Origin of the sequence: Paenibacillus sp. H1-7, assembly GCF_022354825.1 — a bacterium.
In the GTDB taxonomy this organism is placed as follows: Bacteria; Bacillota; Bacilli; order Paenibacillales; family NBRC-103111; genus Paenibacillus_S.
Map to the genome: position 1 here is coordinate 416,553 of NZ_CP031168.1, position 18,305 is coordinate 434,857.

The window sequence follows — 18,305 nt, forward strand, 5'->3', positions numbered from 1 at the left end:
TAGTGTACGGGTTCGCAATGGCTGCTTAGCAGGTGAGGAATTCTCTAAGAAGAGCGGGAGCGTCCGCCATTGTCATCGGGAAATTACCGCAAAGTCTACTCACAACAAACGATTTCAAGAAGCGGCCGGAGGCTGACACCCCCCATTACAGAGATTCCTCGCATGAAACCGGCGTTCCACAATGTCCAAGAACTTATCACAACACCACAGAAAGGGTTACACCATGCGAGATTATATGATTAGAGCTACTGCGATGGAGGGCAAAGTAAGAGCGTTTGCCGTCTGCTCCACCGCGATAGTGGATGAAATAAGCCGCAGACACCAAATGACCCCGACAACAACAGCGGCGCTCGGAAGAACGGTTTCCGCCGGCCTTATGATGGGCGCGATGCTAAAGGGCGAGGAGAAGCTCACGATTATCGTAAAAGGCGGAGGGCCGATCGGACAAATCGTTGTCGATGCTAATGCGGCGGGAGAAGTTCGCGGCTACGTCGATAATCCTCAGGTCGATCTGCCGCTTAATGCCATTGGCAAGCTGGATGTAGCTGGCGCAGTCGGTACGGACGGATTTTTGAATGTCATCAAGGATTTGGGATTAAAAGATCCTTACCGCGGCAGCATTCCTATAATTTCGGGCGAACTTGGCGAGGACTTCACGTATTATTTTGCTTCATCCGAGCAAACTCCTTCTGCGGTCGGACTCGGCGTACTAGTGGGTGTTGACCACACGATCAATTCCGCAGGGGGCTTTATTATTCAGCTGCTTCCAGGCTTGAAGGACGACGAAATTTCTCTCATTGAGCAGCATCTTTCCAAAGTGGAGCCTGTAACGACGATGCTCGAGAAAGGGCTGGATCTGGAGCAAATCCTGCAGCAGGTCGTGCCTGGAGTCCAAGTACTGGAGGAAATGGACGTACAGTTCCGCTGTAAGTGCTCGAGAGAGCGAGTGGAGCAAACCTTGGTCTCGTTAGGTAAGGAAGAGCTGCAGCAGATGCTGGATGAAGACGGGAAATCGGAAGTCGTCTGCCATTTTTGCAACGAGCATTATATTTTTACGGATGAAGATCTAAAAACCATAATAAATCAGTTGTAGCCGGTCGATATAAACGGAAGGAACAACCGATGATCGATAGAGTTTAGTGACCATACGAGGGGATTAGGAAATGCGAAACTTAAAGATATTGTGGGGAGTTATCGCGGTTTTGCTGATAGCCGTTGTCATCCTTTCCTCCGTATTGTCTGCCGATGTTTTGAACCGACGACAGGTCGACATGAACCCGGACCAGACGAAGCAGAACGAGTCAGTAAAAGTCATTGCCAAGATCGGAGACAAGACCATTACCAACAAGGAATTGGAGCAATTGCTGATGCAAAAGCACGGCCGGGAATTGCTAAACCAGATGGTCGATCATGAAGTCATTCGCTTGGAAGGCAAGGCATTAGGCATCTTTGTGGAGGAAAGCGAGATCCAGAAAGAACTTAAGCGCATGCAGCAAGGTTATGACAGTGAAAATCAGTTCTTTGAATCGATGAAGGTACAGCTGGGTTTATCTCCGGAAGCGCTGAAAACCGATATTTACGACAAGTTGCTTCAGGAGAAGCTAATCACCCGTGACATCATTGTATCCGACGCTCAGGCGGATGCTTATATGAAGGCACATCCGGAGGAGTTTATGACGTCCGCCCAGCTCAGACTTCAGCAAATCATCGTAAGCAGCAAAGATCAGACGGCCAAGGTCGCGGCGGACATTGCCAAGAAGATTGATTTTGCCCAGATTGCAAAGGAACGGTCATTGGACGACGCGACACGTGATAACGGCGGAGATTTGGGCTGGGTCGAGGAAGACGATCCGTTCATAGCGGAGCCGATTATGAAAGCCGTCAAGCAGATGAAGGTAGGCGAGGTCAGTAAGCCTATCGAATGGAACGGTCAGTTGTATATCGTGAAGCTGAGAGACCGGAAGGAACAGCCGAAGCAGAGCAAGGAAGAATTGATGGAGCGCGTCAAAAAGGAGATCGCTTTGAGGGAAGCTCCGCCTATGAAAGATTTCCTTAAGCAGCTTCGTGATAAATGGAAGGTGAGTCTGACTTTGTAATAAAGTCAGGCTATCTTTTTTCATATGATTCCATTCGGTGATAGTAACGATCTTACAATCGGTGATTTTGGGAACACTATCCATAAATTCATATTGACAACCTCTGCTGCGATTGATAAGATAAAAGTATAATACCTACCAGTTTACTCGGATATTATCCAAATATATTATTTTTAGGGGGACGTCAGGATGGCTAAATTAGTTCAGAACATAACGCAATTAATCGGTGGAACTCCGCTGGTGAAGTTGAACCGCGTCGTGCCTGAAGGCAGCGCTGAAGTGTATGTTAAGCTGGAGTACCAAAATCCTGGAGCCAGTGTCAAGGACCGTATTGCGATCAGCATGGTGGAAGTAGCCGAGCAAGAAGGCAAGCTGAAGCCGGGCGATACGATTATCGAGCCTACAAGCGGCAACACCGGAATCGGATTGGCTATGGTGGCGGCAGCTAAAGGCTATAAAGCGATCCTCGTTATGCCGGAGACGATGAGTATGGAGCGCCGCAACTTGCTTCGTGCTTATGGTGCACAGCTTGTTCTTACGCCAGGGGCGGAAGGAATGAAGGGCGCTATCAAGCGTGCTGAAGAGCTTCAGGCAGAGAACCCGTCCTACTTCATGCCGCAGCAGTTCAAGAATCAGGCGAACGTGAAGGTTCACCGCGAAACAACCGGTCCTGAAATCGTGGAAGCTATCCAATCGCACGACGGCAAGCTGGATGCTTTCATCGCAGGTATCGGTACAGGCGGTACGATCACTGGCGCAGGCAGCGTGCTGAAAGAAAACTTCCCTAACATTAAGATTTATGCCGTTGAGCCAAGCGCATCCCCGGTATTGTCCGGAGGTAAACCGGGACCGCACAAAATTCAAGGCATCGGCGCCGGCTTCGTACCCGATATTTTGAACACGAGCGTATACGATAACGTCATTACGGTGGAAAACGACGATGCATTCGAAACGTCCCGCCGCGTAGCAAGAGAAGAAGGCATTCTGGGAGGTATCTCCTCCGGAGCGGCTATTTTCGCAGCTTTGCAAGTAGCCAAGGAGCTGGGCGCAGGCAAGCGCGTCGTTGCCATTATTCCAAGTAACGGCGAAAGATACTTAAGCACGCCTTTGTATCAATTCGAAGACTAATCACCCGCAAGCTTAACCGTGGAGCTCGTTCCAATGCAATGATTCAATCCTTATGGTTCTGCGGGCAGCCCCTTCATTTTGAGGGGCTTTTTTTCATGGACAATATCAAGTATACTAAATCCTAACTTATGAAATATGTGAATTAGGGGGGCGTCGGGTAACGCTGATAACCTACGAGCACTGACAGCAATGGGCAAAGCAAAGGCGATGTGGAAGGCGATTCAGTATAGCGAACGGAACGACATTAACCTATCCTAAGGGGGCAAACGCTGTGATCTTGGTCATTGATAATTACGATTCGTTCACCTATAATTTGGTGCAATACTTGGGCGAGCTCGGAGAACAAGTTGAAGTGCGCCGTAACGATGAGATCGATCTGGCCGGTATTGAGGCACTGAAGCCGGACCATATCCTGATTTCCCCGGGGCCTTGTACTCCGAACGAAGCGGGGATCAGCCTGGAGCTGATCGAGCATTTTAAAGGAAAGATCCCGATTCTCGGCGTATGTCTGGGACACCAGTCCATCGGACAGGTGTTCGGCGGGGAAGTAATTCGGGCGGAACGTCTTATGCACGGCAAAACGTCACCGATTTTGCATGACGGCAAAACGCTGTTCAAGGGCCTTCCGTCTCCGTTTATCGCGACACGGTACCACTCCTTGATCGTCAAAAGAGAGACGCTGCCCGACTGCCTGGAAATCAGCGCAGAGACGGCGGAAGGGGAAATCATGGGGCTTCGCCATAAGGAATATCCAATCGAAGGCGTTCAGTTCCACCCGGAATCGATTATTACGGATCATGGCTTGACTATTTTGCGCAATTTCTTGAACGAAACGGCAGTGAAGCCGTCGTGAATGTATATGTGAACGGAAGCATTATAAAAGAGGAGGAGGCCGTGATCTCGGTATACGATCACGGTTTTCTTTACGGCATCGGTTTGTTCGAAACGTTCCGAACCTACGGGGGACGACCGTTTCTGATCGAAGAGCATCAGCGGAGGATGGAAGCGAGCTGCAAGGAGCTGGGCATTTCTTACATACCCGATAAGCAAGAGTGGGAGTCTATTGTTGAGGAGCTGCTGCAATCGAACGGTTTGGAGGACGCCTACATCCGATTTACCGTGACGGCCGGTGCGGATGCGCTCGGTCTTCCTGCAGGCGACTATGATAAGCCTAGCGTCGTAGTATATGTGAAGGGGCTCCCTCCGAGAAATGAGGAGCTGTACCGTTCCGGCAAACCGCTGCAGCTGCTTGCGCTGCCTCGAAACACCCCGGAAGGGCAAATCCGATTTAAATCGCTTCATTATATGAACAGTATATTGGCTAAGCGGGAGCTCGCACAGTATGCATGGGCTGCTGGAGCCGAGGGTCTACAGCTGACACAAGACGGTTATTTGGCCGAAGGGATTGTCAGCAATGTGTTTTTTGTCAAAAACGACCGATTGTATACACCGTCGTTGGATACCGGCATTTTATCGGGAATAACACGGGCGCATGTCGTAGTCTTGGCTCGGCAGCTGCTGCTTCCTGTTGAAGAAGGGCGGTATACTTGGCAGGATTTACTTAATGCGGATGAAGTTTTCATCACCAATTCCATCCAGGAGCTGGTCCCGATTTCGACCTTGTTTGACACGAACGGACAGCGTCATATAGTTGCATCGGGGACGGCGGGCTATTGGACGCTTCAGCTTTTGACCGCTTACCAAAGCAGCATCGACAACAATAATGAATAGAAGGTGAACCCTTATGCAGAAACCGGTGAATGAGAATCAACCAAGCATGGACTGCCGAGGAATTTCCCTGGACGTATATAATGAAACGGTCATTATGGGGATATTGAACGTCACCCCGGACTCATTTTCCGATGGGGGACGATATGTCGATCTTTCGGCTGCGGTACACCATGCCAAGCAAATGATTGCGGACGGTGCCGGAATCATCGATATCGGCGGAGAGTCTACGCGGCCCGGATCTGCGGCAGTCACTTTGGAGGAAGAGCTGCGGAGGGTCGTTCCGGCCGTTCGCGCCCTGAAGGAAGCCGGCATCGAAGTGCCTATCTCGGTAGATACGTATAAAGCTGAGGTGGCAAAGCAGGCGTTAGACGCGGGAGCCCATATTTTGAACGACATTTGGGGCTTGAAAAAAGATCCCGCCATGGCCAAGCTCGCAGCGCAATACGGATGCCCGATCGTCATCATGCATAACCGGACCGAGGCAGTATATAAAGATTTTATTCCCGATGTGATCGGGGATTTGCAGGAAAGTATACGGCTTGCGCACGAAGCGGGAATTGAAGACCGGCAAATCATTCTCGATCCGGGCATCGGCTTTGCCAAATCGCACGAGCAAAATTTGCAGCTGATGAACGAGCTTCATCAAATTTACGCCCTGGGCTATCCCGTTCTGCTAGGAACGTCGCGGAAAAGAATGATCCAGAACACGCTGCAGCTTCCGCCTAACGATGTCGTCGAAGGGACTGCGGCTACGGTTGCGGTCGGGATTATGCAAGGATGTCGAATCATGCGGGTTCATGATGTTCGCGCTATGAAACGTGTCGCCGTGATGACGGACGCTATCATCGGGCACAAGCTTCCGACGGTTTAAGATGGAAAGACAGGAGGAGACAAAATGGATAAAATCTTGATGAAGGGCATGCAATTTTACGGCTATCACGGGGTGTTTCCGGAAGAAAACAAGCTCGGGCAGCGGTACCAGGTCGATGTCGAGCTTCACTTGCCGCTGGACAAGCCGGGAACGACGGATAGCATTGAAGATACGATTAACTATGCAGAGGCATACGGGCTGATCAAGAGCATTGTCGAGGGAGAAACGTACCGGTTGATCGAGGCTTTGGCAGAGCGGGTTGCATCTAGCCTTCTGCAAACTTATACTAGTATAAATGAAATTACCGTTCGCGTGTTGAAGCCGCATCCTCCCGTGGCGATGTTCTTCGACGGCGTGACGGTGGAAATTCACAGAAAGCGGGCATAAGTTCATGGGCTCACAGCCTTCATTTGTTGCATACATTGCGCTTGGCTCCAATATGGGGGACCGGGAGCGTTTTTTGTCTGATGCCATTCGGTTACTGGATGAGCATGAGGCGATACAAGTATCCGCACAATCGAATATTTACGAGACGGACCCGGTAGGCTATACCGACCAGGGGCCTTTTCTCAATATGGCCGTCGAAGTGGAAACGTCCCTTTCCGCAGAGGCTCTGTTTGACGTGATGATGCAGATCGAGCAGCGGCTCGGCCGAGTGCGGGAGATCCGTTTTGGACCAAGAACGATGGATCTGGATATGCTGCTGTATGACGATTTGAGGCAGGACGACCCCAAGCTTATCCTTCCTCATCCTAGAATGCTGGAAAGGGCCTTTGTTCTTGTGCCTTTAATCGAGGCGATGCAGGGGCGCCACCCGCAGCAGGCTGCTGAATTGTCAGCACAACTAGAGAAGCTGGAAGGAAAGGAAGGCATTACGTTATGGAAAAAAATGCAATAGCTCAGCGCATCCGCGCTTTCCGTAAATTAAAAGGCTATACCCAAACCGAGCTAGCCGATCAATTGGATGTTTCCATTGCTATATTGGGAGCGATCGAGCGGGGGACGCGTAAGCCGGATACGAAGATAATCCGCAAAATATCCGACGTCCTGGGTATCGACCCGGATGAGCTGCTGCCAGCGGCTAAGTAAACATTTTAGAGAGGAGGAATAAATGATGCTTAAAATAGGAAACGTAGAGGCACCGAATCAAGTGGTTTTGGCTCCGATGGCTGGGGTGTGTAATCCGGCTTTTCGTTTGATCGCCAAGGAATTCGGCTGCGGCCTCGTTTGTGCGGAAATGGTCAGCGACAAGGCGATTTTGCACGGAAATAGCAGAACGATGGAAATGCTGTATGTGGACGAGCGCGAGAAGCCGCTTAGTCTGCAAATTTTTGGAGGAGATACGGAATCTCTGGTCGAGGCGGCCAAGCATGTCGATAAGCATACGAATGCCGATATTATCGATATTAACATGGGGTGTCCGGTACCGAAGATCACCAAATGCGATGCGGGGGCCCGTTGGCTGCTCGATCCGCCGAAGATTGAACAAATGATCTCCACGGTTGTCAAATCCGTCAGCAAGCCGGTTACGGTAAAAATGCGCATTGGCTGGGACGAGGATCACATTTATGCTGTGCAAAACGCCAAAGCTGTCGAAAACGGCGGAGGAGCGGCAGTATCGGTGCATGGTCGTACCCGCGTCCAAATGTATACGGGTCACGCAAATTGGGACATTATTAAGGAAGTTAAAGATTCGGTGTCGATTCCTGTCATCGGTAACGGCGATGTCTTTTCTCCGGAGGATGCCAAGCGGATGCTCGACCAAACCGGGGTGGACGGTGTCATGATCGGACGTGCGGCACTCGGAAATCCGTGGATGCTGTATCGTACGATTCAATACTTGACCAAAGGAGAGCTCCCGCCGGAACCGACAGGCCAGGAAAAAATCCGTATCGCGCTGCTGCATATGGATCGCTTGGTTGCATTGAAAGGCGAGCATGTGGCCGTGAAGGAGATGCGCAAGCATTTGGCCTGGTATCTGAAGGGCTTGCCTGGAGCAGCCCGTGTCAAGGATGTCATTATGGAGCAGACCAAACGCGATGCTATGGCTCATGTGCTGGAGCAGTTCGTCGCCAGTCTGGACAATAACGGGATGCCGGCGGACGGTTCTGAAGCGGCTTCAACCGTTCACTAGCAGCATAATGGTGCGGCATTTGGCTCAGATTGACATTTGAATGGGCTTGCAATATAATCAGTCAATAGTTATACCCACTAAGACGGATCAGTCATCATGATCTTGATCGTTAATATATTATTTATAAGTGAATTCATAGTCGAAGAATCAGCTCGAAATATGAAAATCTTTCACATGACAGGAGATTGTTGCAATGAGTGAAAAAGAAGTCATCCTGACGCAGGAAGGTTTAAAGAAGCTTGAAGAAGAGTTGGAACATCTTAAATCCGTCAAGCGCCGCGAGGTGGCTGAAAGAATCAAAGTAGCGATCGGCTACGGCGATATTAGTGAAAACTCCGAATACGAAGATGCGAAGAACGAACAAGCTTTTATCGAAGGCAGAATTATAACTTTGGAGAAGATGCTTCGCAACGCTCGTATCATTAATAATGATGATGTGGATACAGATACAGTCAGTGTAGGAGCGATTGTTACGCTGAAAGACCTGGAGTTCGGCGATATCGTGGAATATAACATCGTAGGCTCCGCGGAATCGGATCCCCTTCAAAATAAAATTTCCAACGAAAGTCCGGTTGGTAAAGCCATTCTCGGCAAAAATAAAGGCGCTGTCGTGGACGTTAACGTTCCTGCCGGCGTGATTCAATACGAAATTATCGATATTAAGAAATGATGGTTATGCAAGAGCGACAATAACCGGAATCGTCGAGAAAAGCTTCCTTGGGAAGCTTTTTTAACTTATACCACCTAACAAGGAGCTGGATAGCATGACAGTTGAACAAGAATTAAATGAGCTGCTACAAATCCGACGCAACAAGTTGGACGAGCTTCGCGGCTTGGGCATTGATCCTTTCGGTCAAAAATATGACGTAACGCATCATGCGAAAGAGATTTTCGATGCTTACGACGGACAAACGAAAGAAGAGCTGGACGTAACTAACGCCGAAGTGAGCATTGCCGGACGCATTATGCAAAAGCGCGGAATGGGTAAAGCGGGCTTTGCGCACGTGCAGGACATCACGGGGAAAATTCAAATTTATGTGCGCGAGGATGCTGTGGGCTCGACCAAATACCAAGCGTTCGACCTTCTTGATATCGGTGATATTGTAGGGATCAAAGGGATTGTATTCAAAACGAAGACAGGCGAGCTTTCGGTAAAAGCGACCAATGTGGAAGTGCTGTCCAAATCGCTGCTTCCGCTTCCCGAGAAGTATCACGGTTTGAAAGATGTGGAGCTTCGTTACCGTCAGCGCTACGTCGATTTGATCATGAACCAGGAAGTGCAGGAGACGTTTATTCAGCGTTCCAAAATTATTCAATCGATGCGCAGATATTTGGATTCCCGCGGCTATTTGGAAGTGGAGACGCCTACACTTCATGCGATTGCAGGGGGAGCTGCCGCTCGTCCTTTTATCACGCATCATAATGCTCTCGATATGCAGCTGTATATGCGTATCGCTATCGAGCTTCACTTGAAGCGTCTGATCGTGGGCGGCATGGAAAAAGTGTACGAAATCGGCCGCGTATATCGTAACGAGGGGATTTCGACACGTCATAATCCGGAGTTCACCATGATCGAGCTGTACGAGGCGTACGCCGACTACAAGGATATTATGAAGCTGACGGAAGAAATGATCGCGCATATCGCACAAGAAGTGCTCGGAACGACCAAAATCAACTATCAAGGGCATGAAGTCGATTTGACTCCTGAATGGAGACGTGTATCCATGGTTGATGCGATCAAAGAAGTGGTCGGCGTTGACTTCAGCAGGCAAATGACGGATGAAGAGGCGCATCAATTGGCTAAGGAGCACAAAGTGCACGTAGAGCCGATGATGACGTTCGGACATATCGTCAACCAGTTCTTTGAGATGTTTGTCGAGGAGACGCTGATTCAGCCTACGTTCGTATACGGTCATCCGGTAGCCATTTCTCCATTGGCCAAAAAGAACGAGCAGGATCCGCGGTTTACCGACCGGTTCGAGCTGTTTATCGTTGCCCGCGAGCATGCTAATGCATTTACAGAGCTTAACGATCCGATCGACCAGCGTGAACGCTTCGAGGCGCAGCTGGTGGAGCGCGAGCAAGGTAACGATGAAGCGCATGAGATGGATGACGACTTCATCCGTGCGTTGGAGTACGGTATGCCTCCTACAGGCGGTTTGGGCATAGGGATCGACCGTCTGGTCATGCTGCTGACGAACTCGCCTTCGATCCGCGACGTGCTGCTGTTCCCTCTGATGCGCGAGCGCCAAGGGGAGTAATCGGTTTATATATAAAAGCGTATCTTCCCGTGCTGTATTCGCGGGTAGATGCGCTTTTAATTTTAATTATCGCCGGAGTTTAAAAAAGGAGCGAAATTCCATTTGCATTTCGTGTCCGATTTTGATATATTACTCCTTGTCGCTTTTGAAGCTTTCCTGACGAACGCAAGTAGTTGTTACGGATTTGAAAAAAAAGCTTGCAATCGAGTAGGCGACTGTGTTATATTATAAAGGTCGCCGCTAAACAAGGTGACACAAAATGACAAGGTTCAAGTTACTATGAGTGACCGAACTTTGAATGAATTGTCCTTTGAAAACTGAACAACGAGTGAGTGTTAAAATAGAGAATGCAAATTCTCGCTAGCATTGAATTTTGAGCTTAAGACAAGCTCTGTTATACGGTCGCTTCGGCGACACTTTAATGGAGAGTTTGATCCTGGCTCAGGACGAACGCTGGCGGCGTGCCTAATACATGCAAGTCGAGCGGTCCCTTCGGGGATAGCGGCGGACGGGTGAGTAACACGTAGGCAACCTGCCTGCAAGACCGGGATAACTATCGGAAACGATAGCTAAGACCGGATAGCTGGTTTCCTCGCATGAGGGAATCATGAAACACGGGGCAACCTGTGGCTTGCAGATGGGCCTGCGGCGCATTAGCTAGTTGGTAGGGTAACGGCCTACCAAGGCGACGATGCGTAGCCGACCTGAGAGGGTGATCGGCCACACTGGGACTGAGACACGGCCCAGACTCCTACGGGAGGCAGCAGTAGGGAATCTTCCGCAATGGACGCAAGTCTGACGGAGCAACGCCGCGTGAGTGATGAAGGTTTTCGGATCGTAAAGCTCTGTTGCCAGGGAAGAACGCCATGGGGAGTAACTGCCCTGTGGGTGACGGTACCTGAGAAGAAAGCCCCGGCTAACTACGTGCCAGCAGCCGCGGTAATACGTAGGGGGCAAGCGTTGTCCGGAATTATTGGGCGTAAAGCGCGCGCAGGCGGTCATTTAAGTTTGGTGTTTAAGCCCGGGGCTCAACCCCGGATCGCACTGAAAACTGGATGACTTGAGTGCGGGAGAGGAAAGTGGAATTCCACGTGTAGCGGTGAAATGCGTAGAGATGTGGAGGAACACCAGTGGCGAAGGCGACTTTCTGGACCGTAACTGACGCTGAGGCGCGAAAGCGTGGGGAGCAAACAGGATTAGATACCCTGGTAGTCCACGCCGTAAACGATGAGTGCTAGGTGTTAGGGGTTTCGATACCCTTGGTGCCGAAGTAAACACAGTAAGCACTCCGCCTGGGGAGTACGCTCGCAAGAGTGAAACTCAAAGGAATTGACGGGGACCCGCACAAGCAGTGGAGTATGTGGTTTAATTCGAAGCAACGCGAAGAACCTTACCAGGTCTTGACATCTGGGTGAAACGTCTAGAGATAGACGCCCTCTTCGGAGCACCCAAGACAGGTGGTGCATGGTTGTCGTCAGCTCGTGTCGTGAGATGTTGGGTTAAGTCCCGCAACGAGCGCAACCCTTGACTTTAGTTGCCAGCATTGAGTTGGGCACTCTAGAGTGACTGCCGGTGACAAACCGGAGGAAGGCGGGGATGACGTCAAATCATCATGCCCCTTATGACCTGGGCTACACACGTACTACAATGGCCGGTACAACGGGAAGCGAAGCCGCGAGGTGGAGCCAATCCTTAGAAGCCGGTCTCAGTTCGGATTGCAGGCTGCAACTCGCCTGCATGAAGTCGGAATTGCTAGTAATCGCGGATCAGCATGCCGCGGTGAATACGTTCCCGGGTCTTGTACACACCGCCCGTCACACCACGAGAGTTTACAACACCCGAAGTCGGTGGGGTAACCGCAAGGAGCCAGCCGCCGAAGGTGGGGTAGATGATTGGGGTGAAGTCGTAACAAGGTAGCCGTATCGGAAGGTGCGGCTGGATCACCTCCTTTCTATGGAGTCCATGATGGCTGTAGGTCATCGGACATTAAGCAGCTTCGGTTGCACAAACTAACACTCACTTCGTTGTTCAGTTTTGAGAGGACAAAGATCTTCTCGCAATTCGTTTGGTGATGATGGCGGAAGGGAACCACGCGTACCCATACCGAACACGACCGTTAAGCCTTCCAGCGTCGATGGTACTTGGACCGAAGGGTCCTGGGAGAGTAGAACGTCGCCAAGCGAACCCTTTTTAAGGGTTTGAATACAATAGCAAGGGCCCTTAGCTCAGCTGGTTAGAGCGCACCCCTGATAAGGGTGAGGTCGGTGGTTCGAGTCCACTAGGGCCCACCATAACAAATTACCCCAAAAAGTGAAGAAGGCCTTCGAAGTGTAATCCGATTACTTTCGGGGACCCCGGAACTAAGTGGGGAAATAACATTATGGGGCCATAGCTCAGCTGGGAGAGCGCCTGCCTTGCAAGCAGGAGGTCAGCGGTTCGATCCCGCTTGGCTCCACCATAAGTTACTGGCAACTGACATGGCTTTGCCAATGTAACAGTTGCAGACTTGTTCCTTGAAAACTAGATAACGAAATAAATGCGTAGAGCAAACAAAGTGTATTAGCAAGGTTAAGCTAATAAGAGCACACGGAGGATGCCTAGGCACTAGGAGCCGAAGAAGGACGTGGCGAACGACGATATCGCCTCGGGGAGCCGTAAGCAGGCATTGATCCGGGGATGTCCGAATGGGGGAACCCAGCTGAGGTAATTCTCAGTTACTCACATCTGAATACATAGGGTGTGCAGAGGCATACGAGGGGAACTGAAACATCTAAGTACCCTCAGGAGAAGAAAACAAAAGTGATTCCGTCAGTAGCGGCGAGCGAAAGCGGAACAGCCCAAACCAGAGGGCTTGCCCTCTGGGGTTGTGGGACGTCAATGTGCGAAAAGTTGGTTAGGCGAAGCAGTCTGGAAAGGCTCACCATAGGGGGTAACAGTCCTGTAGCTAAAAACCAACGTATCGCTAGACGGATCCCGAGTACCGCGAGACACGTGAAACCTCGTGGGAAGCAGGCAGGACCATCTGCCAAGGCTAAATACTCCCTAGTGACCGATAGTGAAGCAGTACCGTGAGGGAAAGGTGAAAAGAACCGCGGGAGCGGAGTGAAATAGAACCTGAAACCGTGTGCTTACAAGAAGTCAGAGCCCGTTAATGGGTGATGGCGTGCCTTTTGTAGAATGAACCGGCGAGTTACGTTCCCGTGCAAGGTTAAGGTGAGAAGCCGAAGCCGCAGCGAAAGCGAGTCTGAATAGGGCGAATGAGTACGTGGGCGTAGACCCGAAACCGTGTGATCTACCCCTGTCCAGGGTGAAGGTGCGGTAACACGCACTGGAGGCCCGAACCCACGAATGTTGAAAAATTCGGGGATGAGGTGGGGGTAGCGGAGAAATTCCAATCGAACTCGGAGATAGCTGGTTCTCCCCGAAATAGCTTTAGGGCTAGCCTCGGGAGATGAGTAGTGGAGGTAAAGCACTGATTGGGTGCGGGGCCCGCCAAGGGTTACCAAGTCCAGTCAAACTCTGAATGCCACATACTTTATCCCGGGAGTCAGACAGTGAGTGCTAAGATCCATTGTCAAGAGGGAAACAGCCCAGACCATCAGCTAAGGTCCCCAAGTGTGTGTTAAGTGGGAAAGGATGTGGAGTTGCGCAGACAACCAGGATGTTGGCTTAGAAGCAGCCACCATTGAAAGAGTGCGTAATAGCTCACTGGTCGAGTGACTCTGCGCCGAAAATGTAACGGGGCTAAACACGCCACCGAAGCTATGGATTGCAGATGATAAATCTGTTCTGGTAGGGGAGCGTTGTATGTAGGTTGAAGGTCGATCGTAAGGACGGCTGGACAGCATACAAGTGAGAATGCCGGTATGAGTAACGAAAAGACAAGTGAGAATCTTGTCCGCCGAAAGCCTAAGGGTTCCTGAGGAAGGCTCGTCCGCTCAGGGTAAGTCGGGACCTAAGGCGAGGCCGAAAGGCGTAGTCGAAGGACAACAGGTTGATATTCCTGTACCACCGTGAACCGTTATGAGCAATGGGGTGACGCAGAAGGATAGTGACGCGGGCTGATGGATGCCCGTCCAAGCAGAGAGGCTGATGTGTAGGCAAATCCGCACATCGTAAGGCTGGTCTGTGATGGGGAGCGAAAATTACAGTAGCGAAGGTCATGAGTTCAGGCTGCCAAGAAAAGCCTCTAGCCAGGGAGAAGGTGCCCGTACCGCAAACCGACACAGGTAGGCGAGCAGAGCATGCTAAGGCGCGCGGAAGAACTCTCGTTAAGGAACTCGGCAAAATGACCCCGTAACTTCGGGAGAAGGGGTGCCTCGGTAGGGTGAATAGCCCGAGGGGGCCGCAGTGAAAAGGCCCAAGCGACTGTTTAGCAAAAACACAGGTCTGTGCGAAGCCGCAAGGCGAAGTATACGGGCTGACGCCTGCCCGGTGCTGGAAGGTTAAGGGGAGTGGTTAGGGGTAACCCGAAGCTATGAACCGAAGCCCCAGTAAACGGCGGCCGTAACTATAACGGTCCTAAGGTAGCGAAATTCCTTGTCAGGTAAATTCTGACCCGCACGAATGGCGTAACGACTTGGGCGCTGTCTCAACGAGAGATCCGGTGAAATTTTAATACCTGTGAAGATGCAGGTTACCCGCGACAAGACGGAAAGACCCCATGGAGCTTTACTGCAGCTTGATATTGGACTTTGGTACGATCTGTACAGGATAGGTGGGAGCCTGAGAAGCATGAGCGCCAGCTTGTGTGGAGGCGACGTTGGGATACCACCCTGATCGTATCGGAGTTCTAACCCGCGGCCGTGATCCGGTCGGGGAACAGTGTCAGGTGGGCAGTTTGACTGGGGCGGTCGCCTCCTAAAAAGTAACGGAGGCGCCCCAAGGTTCCCTCAGAATGGTTGGAAATCATTCGAAGAGTGCAAAGGCATAAGGGAGCTTGACTGCGAGACAAACAGGTCGAGCAGGGACGAAAGTCGGGCTTAGTGATCCGGTGGTACCGAATGGAAGGGCCATCGCTCAACGGATAAAAGCTACCCTGGGGATAACAGGCTTATCTCCCCCAAGAGTCCACATCGACGGGGAGGTTTGGCACCTCGATGTCGGCTCATCGCATCCTGGGGCTGAAGTAGGTCCCAAGGGTTGGGCTGTTCGCCCATTAAAGCGGTACGCGAGCTGGGTTCAGAACGTCGTGAGACAGTTCGGTCCCTATCTGTCGTGGGCGTAGGAAATTTGAGAGGAGCTGTCCTTAGTACGAGAGGACCGGGATGGACGTACCGCTGGTGTACCAGTTGTTCCGCCAGGAGCACGGCTGGATAGCTACGTACGGACGGGATAAGCGCTGAAAGCATCTAAGCGTGAAGCCCCCCTCAAGATGAGATTTCCCAGTATGTAAGACCCCTTGAAGACGACGAGGTAGATAGGTTCGGGGTGGAAGCACGGCAACGTGTGGAGCTGACGAATACTAATCGGTCGAGGGCTTATCCAATCATCTGTCATACGAAGTATGGTCAGAAATGCAGTACACTTGCTCATTACACGCATCGTTTCGTATCTAGTTTTCAAGGAATAAATCCTTGAACAAAGCGTATGCTTACGAAGCCAGTTTTCTAACGAAAACTCTTAGTTTGGTGATGATGGCGGAAGGGAACCACGCGTACCCATACCGAACACGACCGTTAAGCCTTCCAGCGTCGATGGTACTTGGACCGAAGGGTCCTGGGAGAGTAGAACGTCGCCAAGCAACGGCAAAGAGCTTTTCTGGATAACCTCCAGGAAGGCTCTTTTTTGTTTTTCTTTATTCTAAGGTGGTTATAATCATAACAGAGGGCTGTGTTGTTTAAGCCGCAACCTGAGCATAAAAAAAGTTGAAGTGTCAACAATAAATTGAGTGTTTACCATAGTTGCAAATTTTCTGAAAACTGTTATAATGATACTAAAGTCAAAGAAAGTCAAAGTCAATTTACTTCTGGGAAGGAGGTTGAATTGATGCGTAATGTCTCCGAAGTCATCGAACAATACTTAAAGCAAATGATACAGCAAAGCAACGACGGCATTGTGGAAATTCAACGTAACGAGCTTGCGGATCAATTCGAATGCGTCCCCTCCCAAATTAACTACGTTATCAGCACGCGATTTACTTTGGAGAAAGGCTACATCGTAGAAAGCAAGCGCGGAGGCGGAGGATATATCCGGATTCAGCGCATTGAGCTGAACACTCACGGCTCGGTTCACGACCATATTTTTAAAACGATCAGCTCGCATATAGATCAAAGCGCATCCGAAGGGTTGCTGTATCAGCTTCAGGAGAACGGCATCATCACTCCGAGAGAAGCGGCGATCATGAGGGCGGCGATCTCGCGGGAAGTTCTGGTTTTGAAGCTGCCGCTGCGTGATGAGATTAGAGCCAAAATTATGAAAGCCATGCTGATATCCTTGTTGAGCAAATAAGGAGGGGTACTCATGCTTTGTCAGGAATGTGGCAAGAAGCAGGCCACGCTGCATTTTACGAAGATTTTAAACGGTGAGAAGACGGAGTTTCACATTTGTGAATCGTGTGCCAGAGAAAAGGGAGAACTGATCCCGGGCACGCCGAACGGCTTCTCTATTCACAATCTTTTGTCGGGGCTGCTGGATTTCGAGCCTTCCTCGCACAACCCGCTGGCTGCCAAAGCGCCGCCGAGCCGCTGCGAGCAATGCGGTTTAACGTATACGCAGTTCAGCAAAGTAGGCCGGTTTGGCTGCAGCTCGTGCTATAAATATTTTGGCGATAAGCTGGATCCCCTGTTCAAGCGGGTTCATGGCAACACGATTCATACAGGCAAGGTTCCCAAACGCTCCGGCGGGTTAATTAAACATAAAAGGGAAATTGAGAATTTGAAGAAAGAGCTGTTGCTTCGGATTGATAAAGAAGAGTTCGAAGAGGCCGCCCACCTCCGGGATATCATTAGGGACCTGGAGAAGAAGGTAGCCGAGGGTTGAGTTCCTTTTGGGCAAGGAGGAATTGCTATGACAACTAACCGTTTTACTGAGCAGGCGCTGAGTGAATGGATGAAGGGCGATGGACCCGATTCGGATATCGTCATCAGCAGCCGAATCCGTATTGCAAGAAACCTGCAATCACATCCGTTCCCTATGCTCTCCACAAACCAGCAATCAGAGGAAGTGCTGGATCTAGTATCGGGGGTCCTGAATAATGAGGATCTCCATACGATAAGCCGTTTTTCTCTGATTCCGCTTAGCGATCTTAACGAGCTGCAGAAAAGAGTGCTTGTAGAGAAGCATTTGATTAGCCCGGCTCTCGCTAATGAATCGAGGAACGGGGCGGTTATTTTAAGCGAAAATGAGTCCATCAGCATCATGGTGAATGAAGAGGACCATTTGCGAATACAATGCTTGTGCCCCGGTTTTCAGATTAAGGAAGCGTGGGATTTGGCCAGCCAAATCGACGATATTTTCGAGGTACAAATGGACTATGCCTTTGATGAAAAAAGAGGCTTTTTGACCAGCTGCCCGACCAATGTCGGTACCGGCATTCGTGCTTCGGTAATGATTCATCTTCCGGCGTTGGTGCTGACTCAGCAAATTAACCGGATTTTGTCGGCGATTACACAGGTCGGTCTGGCCGTTCGCGGATTGTATGGCGAAGGGAGCGAAGCGCTCGGCAACCTGTTCCAAATATCGAATCAGATTACGCTGGGACAATCCGAGCAGGAGATTATCGATAACCTGTACGGCGTCGTCCGGCAAATCATCGAGCATGAGCGGGCTGCGCGGGAGAAGCTTCAATTAGAGAACAAAGCAAAGCTGCTGGATCGAATCAGCCGTTCATACGGGATCATGTCTTATGCAGCCATTATGGACTCCAAGGAAGCGGCACAGCGGCTATCCGATGTTCGTCTTGGCATTGATATAGGAATCATCAAAAATGTCCCTACACAGGTCATGAATGAATTAATGGTGATGACCCAGCCGGGTTTTTTACAGCAATATGCAGGAGAAAAGCTTTCGGCTGAAGAAAGAGACATACGTAGGGCTCAGTTAATAAGAGAGAAGTTTTCTCAAGACTAGAACCTTACGGCAAC

The 18,305-nt window shown here is 50.5% G+C and carries 15 protein-coding genes, 2 tRNA genes and 4 rRNA genes; all 21 read left to right on the top strand.

Features of this window, described 5'->3' with window-relative positions:
• Positions 1 to 223: 223 nt before the first annotated feature.
• The 21 genes from hslO (at position 224) to mcsB (ending at position 18,291) form a co-directional block, all read left to right on the top strand.
• A complete protein-coding gene (gene hslO / locus DVH26_RS01950; RefSeq protein WP_239630913.1) occupies positions 224 to 1,093 on the top strand; it encodes an Hsp33 family molecular chaperone HslO in 870 nt (289 codons plus the stop codon).
• Between the two features lie 70 nt (positions 1,094 to 1,163).
• Positions 1,164 to 2,096, top strand: a complete 933-nt coding sequence (locus DVH26_RS01955; protein ID WP_239630914.1) for a peptidyl-prolyl cis-trans isomerase — start codon at positions 1,164 to 1,166, stop codon at positions 2,094 to 2,096.
• 189 nt (positions 2,097 to 2,285) lie between these two features.
• Entirely contained in the window at positions 2,286 to 3,224 is a 939-nt protein-coding gene (cysK, locus tag DVH26_RS01960) for a cysteine synthase A (RefSeq protein WP_239630915.1), read from the top strand.
• 271 nt (positions 3,225 to 3,495) lie between these two features.
• Positions 3,496 to 4,077 (top strand): aminodeoxychorismate/anthranilate synthase component II, encoded by a 582-nt coding sequence (gene pabA, locus DVH26_RS01965; protein ID WP_239630916.1) that lies wholly within the window; start codon positions 3,496 to 3,498, stop codon positions 4,075 to 4,077.
• Positions 4,074 to 4,955, top strand: a complete 882-nt coding sequence (pabC, locus tag DVH26_RS01970) for an aminodeoxychorismate lyase (RefSeq protein ID WP_481857569.1) — start codon at positions 4,074 to 4,076, stop codon at positions 4,953 to 4,955. The genes pabA and pabC overlap by 4 nt, the downstream gene beginning before the upstream one ends.
• A 13-nt stretch (positions 4,956 to 4,968) precedes the next feature.
• The gene (gene folP / locus DVH26_RS01975) at positions 4,969 to 5,826 is read left to right on the top strand and encodes a dihydropteroate synthase (protein WP_239630918.1); all 858 of its coding nucleotides are present in this window, start codon (positions 4,969 to 4,971) and stop codon (positions 5,824 to 5,826) included.
• 24 nt (positions 5,827 to 5,850) lie between these two features.
• Positions 5,851 to 6,213 (top strand): dihydroneopterin aldolase, encoded by a 363-nt coding sequence (gene folB / locus DVH26_RS01980; RefSeq protein WP_239630919.1) that lies wholly within the window; start codon positions 5,851 to 5,853, stop codon positions 6,211 to 6,213.
• A gap of 4 nt (positions 6,214 to 6,217) precedes the next feature.
• On the top strand, positions 6,218 to 6,724 hold the full coding sequence (gene folK, locus DVH26_RS01985) for a 2-amino-4-hydroxy-6-hydroxymethyldihydropteridine diphosphokinase (RefSeq protein WP_239630920.1): 507 nt from the start codon (positions 6,218 to 6,220) through the stop codon (positions 6,722 to 6,724).
• Positions 6,706 to 6,915, top strand: a complete 210-nt coding sequence (locus DVH26_RS01990; protein WP_239630921.1) for a helix-turn-helix domain-containing protein — start codon at positions 6,706 to 6,708, stop codon at positions 6,913 to 6,915. The genes folK and DVH26_RS01990 overlap by 19 nt, the downstream gene beginning before the upstream one ends.
• Positions 6,916 to 6,940: 25 nt before the next feature.
• Positions 6,941 to 7,960, top strand: coding sequence for a tRNA dihydrouridine synthase DusB (dusB, locus tag DVH26_RS01995; RefSeq protein ID WP_239635256.1), 1,020 nt, complete (start codon positions 6,941 to 6,943; stop codon positions 7,958 to 7,960).
• A 193-nt stretch (positions 7,961 to 8,153) separates the two neighbouring features.
• Entirely contained in the window at positions 8,154 to 8,630 is a 477-nt protein-coding gene (gene greA / locus DVH26_RS02000; protein ID WP_239630922.1) for a transcription elongation factor GreA, read from the top strand.
• A gap of 94 nt (positions 8,631 to 8,724) precedes the next feature.
• On the top strand, positions 8,725 to 10,221 hold the full coding sequence (gene lysS / locus DVH26_RS02005) for a lysine--tRNA ligase (RefSeq protein WP_239630923.1): 1,497 nt from the start codon (positions 8,725 to 8,727) through the stop codon (positions 10,219 to 10,221).
• Positions 10,222 to 10,639: 418 nt separating this feature from the next.
• Positions 10,640 to 12,172, top strand: a 16S ribosomal RNA gene (locus DVH26_RS02010).
• A gap of 113 nt (positions 12,173 to 12,285) precedes the next feature.
• A 5S ribosomal RNA gene (gene rrf / locus DVH26_RS02015) occupies positions 12,286 to 12,402 on the top strand.
• A 33-nt stretch (positions 12,403 to 12,435) separates the two neighbouring features.
• Positions 12,436 to 12,512 (top strand) — tRNA-Ile (locus DVH26_RS02020).
• A gap of 91 nt (positions 12,513 to 12,603) precedes the next feature.
• A tRNA-Ala gene (locus DVH26_RS02025) sits at positions 12,604 to 12,679 on the top strand.
• Positions 12,680 to 12,787: 108 nt separating this feature from the next.
• Positions 12,788 to 15,709, top strand: a 23S ribosomal RNA gene (locus DVH26_RS02030).
• A 138-nt stretch (positions 15,710 to 15,847) separates the two neighbouring features.
• Positions 15,848 to 15,964, top strand: a 5S ribosomal RNA gene (gene rrf / locus DVH26_RS02035).
• The 16S, 23S and 5S rRNA genes sit together here with 2 tRNA genes alongside, the layout of an rRNA operon.
• 245 nt (positions 15,965 to 16,209) lie before the next feature.
• Entirely contained in the window at positions 16,210 to 16,671 is a 462-nt protein-coding gene (locus DVH26_RS02040; protein ID WP_239630924.1) for a CtsR family transcriptional regulator, read from the top strand.
• A 12-nt stretch (positions 16,672 to 16,683) separates the two neighbouring features.
• On the top strand, positions 16,684 to 17,202 hold the full coding sequence (gene mcsA / locus DVH26_RS02045) for a protein-arginine kinase activator protein McsA (protein ID WP_239630925.1): 519 nt from the start codon (positions 16,684 to 16,686) through the stop codon (positions 17,200 to 17,202).
• Positions 17,203 to 17,229: 27 nt separating this feature from the next.
• Positions 17,230 to 18,291 (top strand): protein-arginine kinase McsB, encoded by a 1,062-nt coding sequence (mcsB, locus tag DVH26_RS02050; protein ID WP_239630926.1) that lies wholly within the window; start codon positions 17,230 to 17,232, stop codon positions 18,289 to 18,291.
• Positions 18,292 to 18,305 lie beyond the last annotated feature (14 nt).

Bases quoted from the DNA above. Each gene is read 5' to 3' on its own strand.
- hslO (WP_239630913.1), top strand. From the start codon at position 224: ATGCGAGATTATATGATTAGAGCTACTGCGATGGAGGGCAAAGTAAGA.
- DVH26_RS01955 (WP_239630914.1), top strand. From the start codon at position 1,164: ATGCGAAACTTAAAGATATTGTGGGGAGTTATCGCGGTTTTGCTGATA.
- cysK (WP_239630915.1), top strand. From the start codon at position 2,286: ATGGCTAAATTAGTTCAGAACATAACGCAATTAATCGGTGGAACTCCG.
- folP (WP_239630918.1), top strand. From the start codon at position 4,969: ATGCAGAAACCGGTGAATGAGAATCAACCAAGCATGGACTGCCGAGGA.
- folB (WP_239630919.1), top strand. From the start codon at position 5,851: ATGGATAAAATCTTGATGAAGGGCATGCAATTTTACGGCTATCACGGG.
- folK (WP_239630920.1), top strand. From the start codon at position 6,218: ATGGGCTCACAGCCTTCATTTGTTGCATACATTGCGCTTGGCTCCAAT.
- DVH26_RS01990 (WP_239630921.1), top strand. From the start codon at position 6,706: ATGGAAAAAAATGCAATAGCTCAGCGCATCCGCGCTTTCCGTAAATTA.
- dusB (WP_239635256.1), top strand. From the start codon at position 6,941: ATGCTTAAAATAGGAAACGTAGAGGCACCGAATCAAGTGGTTTTGGCT.
- greA (WP_239630922.1), top strand. From the start codon at position 8,154: ATGAGTGAAAAAGAAGTCATCCTGACGCAGGAAGGTTTAAAGAAGCTT.
- lysS (WP_239630923.1), top strand. From the start codon at position 8,725: ATGACAGTTGAACAAGAATTAAATGAGCTGCTACAAATCCGACGCAAC.
- DVH26_RS02040 (WP_239630924.1), top strand. From the start codon at position 16,210: ATGCGTAATGTCTCCGAAGTCATCGAACAATACTTAAAGCAAATGATA.
- mcsA (WP_239630925.1), top strand. From the start codon at position 16,684: ATGCTTTGTCAGGAATGTGGCAAGAAGCAGGCCACGCTGCATTTTACG.
- mcsB (WP_239630926.1), top strand. From the start codon at position 17,230: ATGACAACTAACCGTTTTACTGAGCAGGCGCTGAGTGAATGGATGAAG.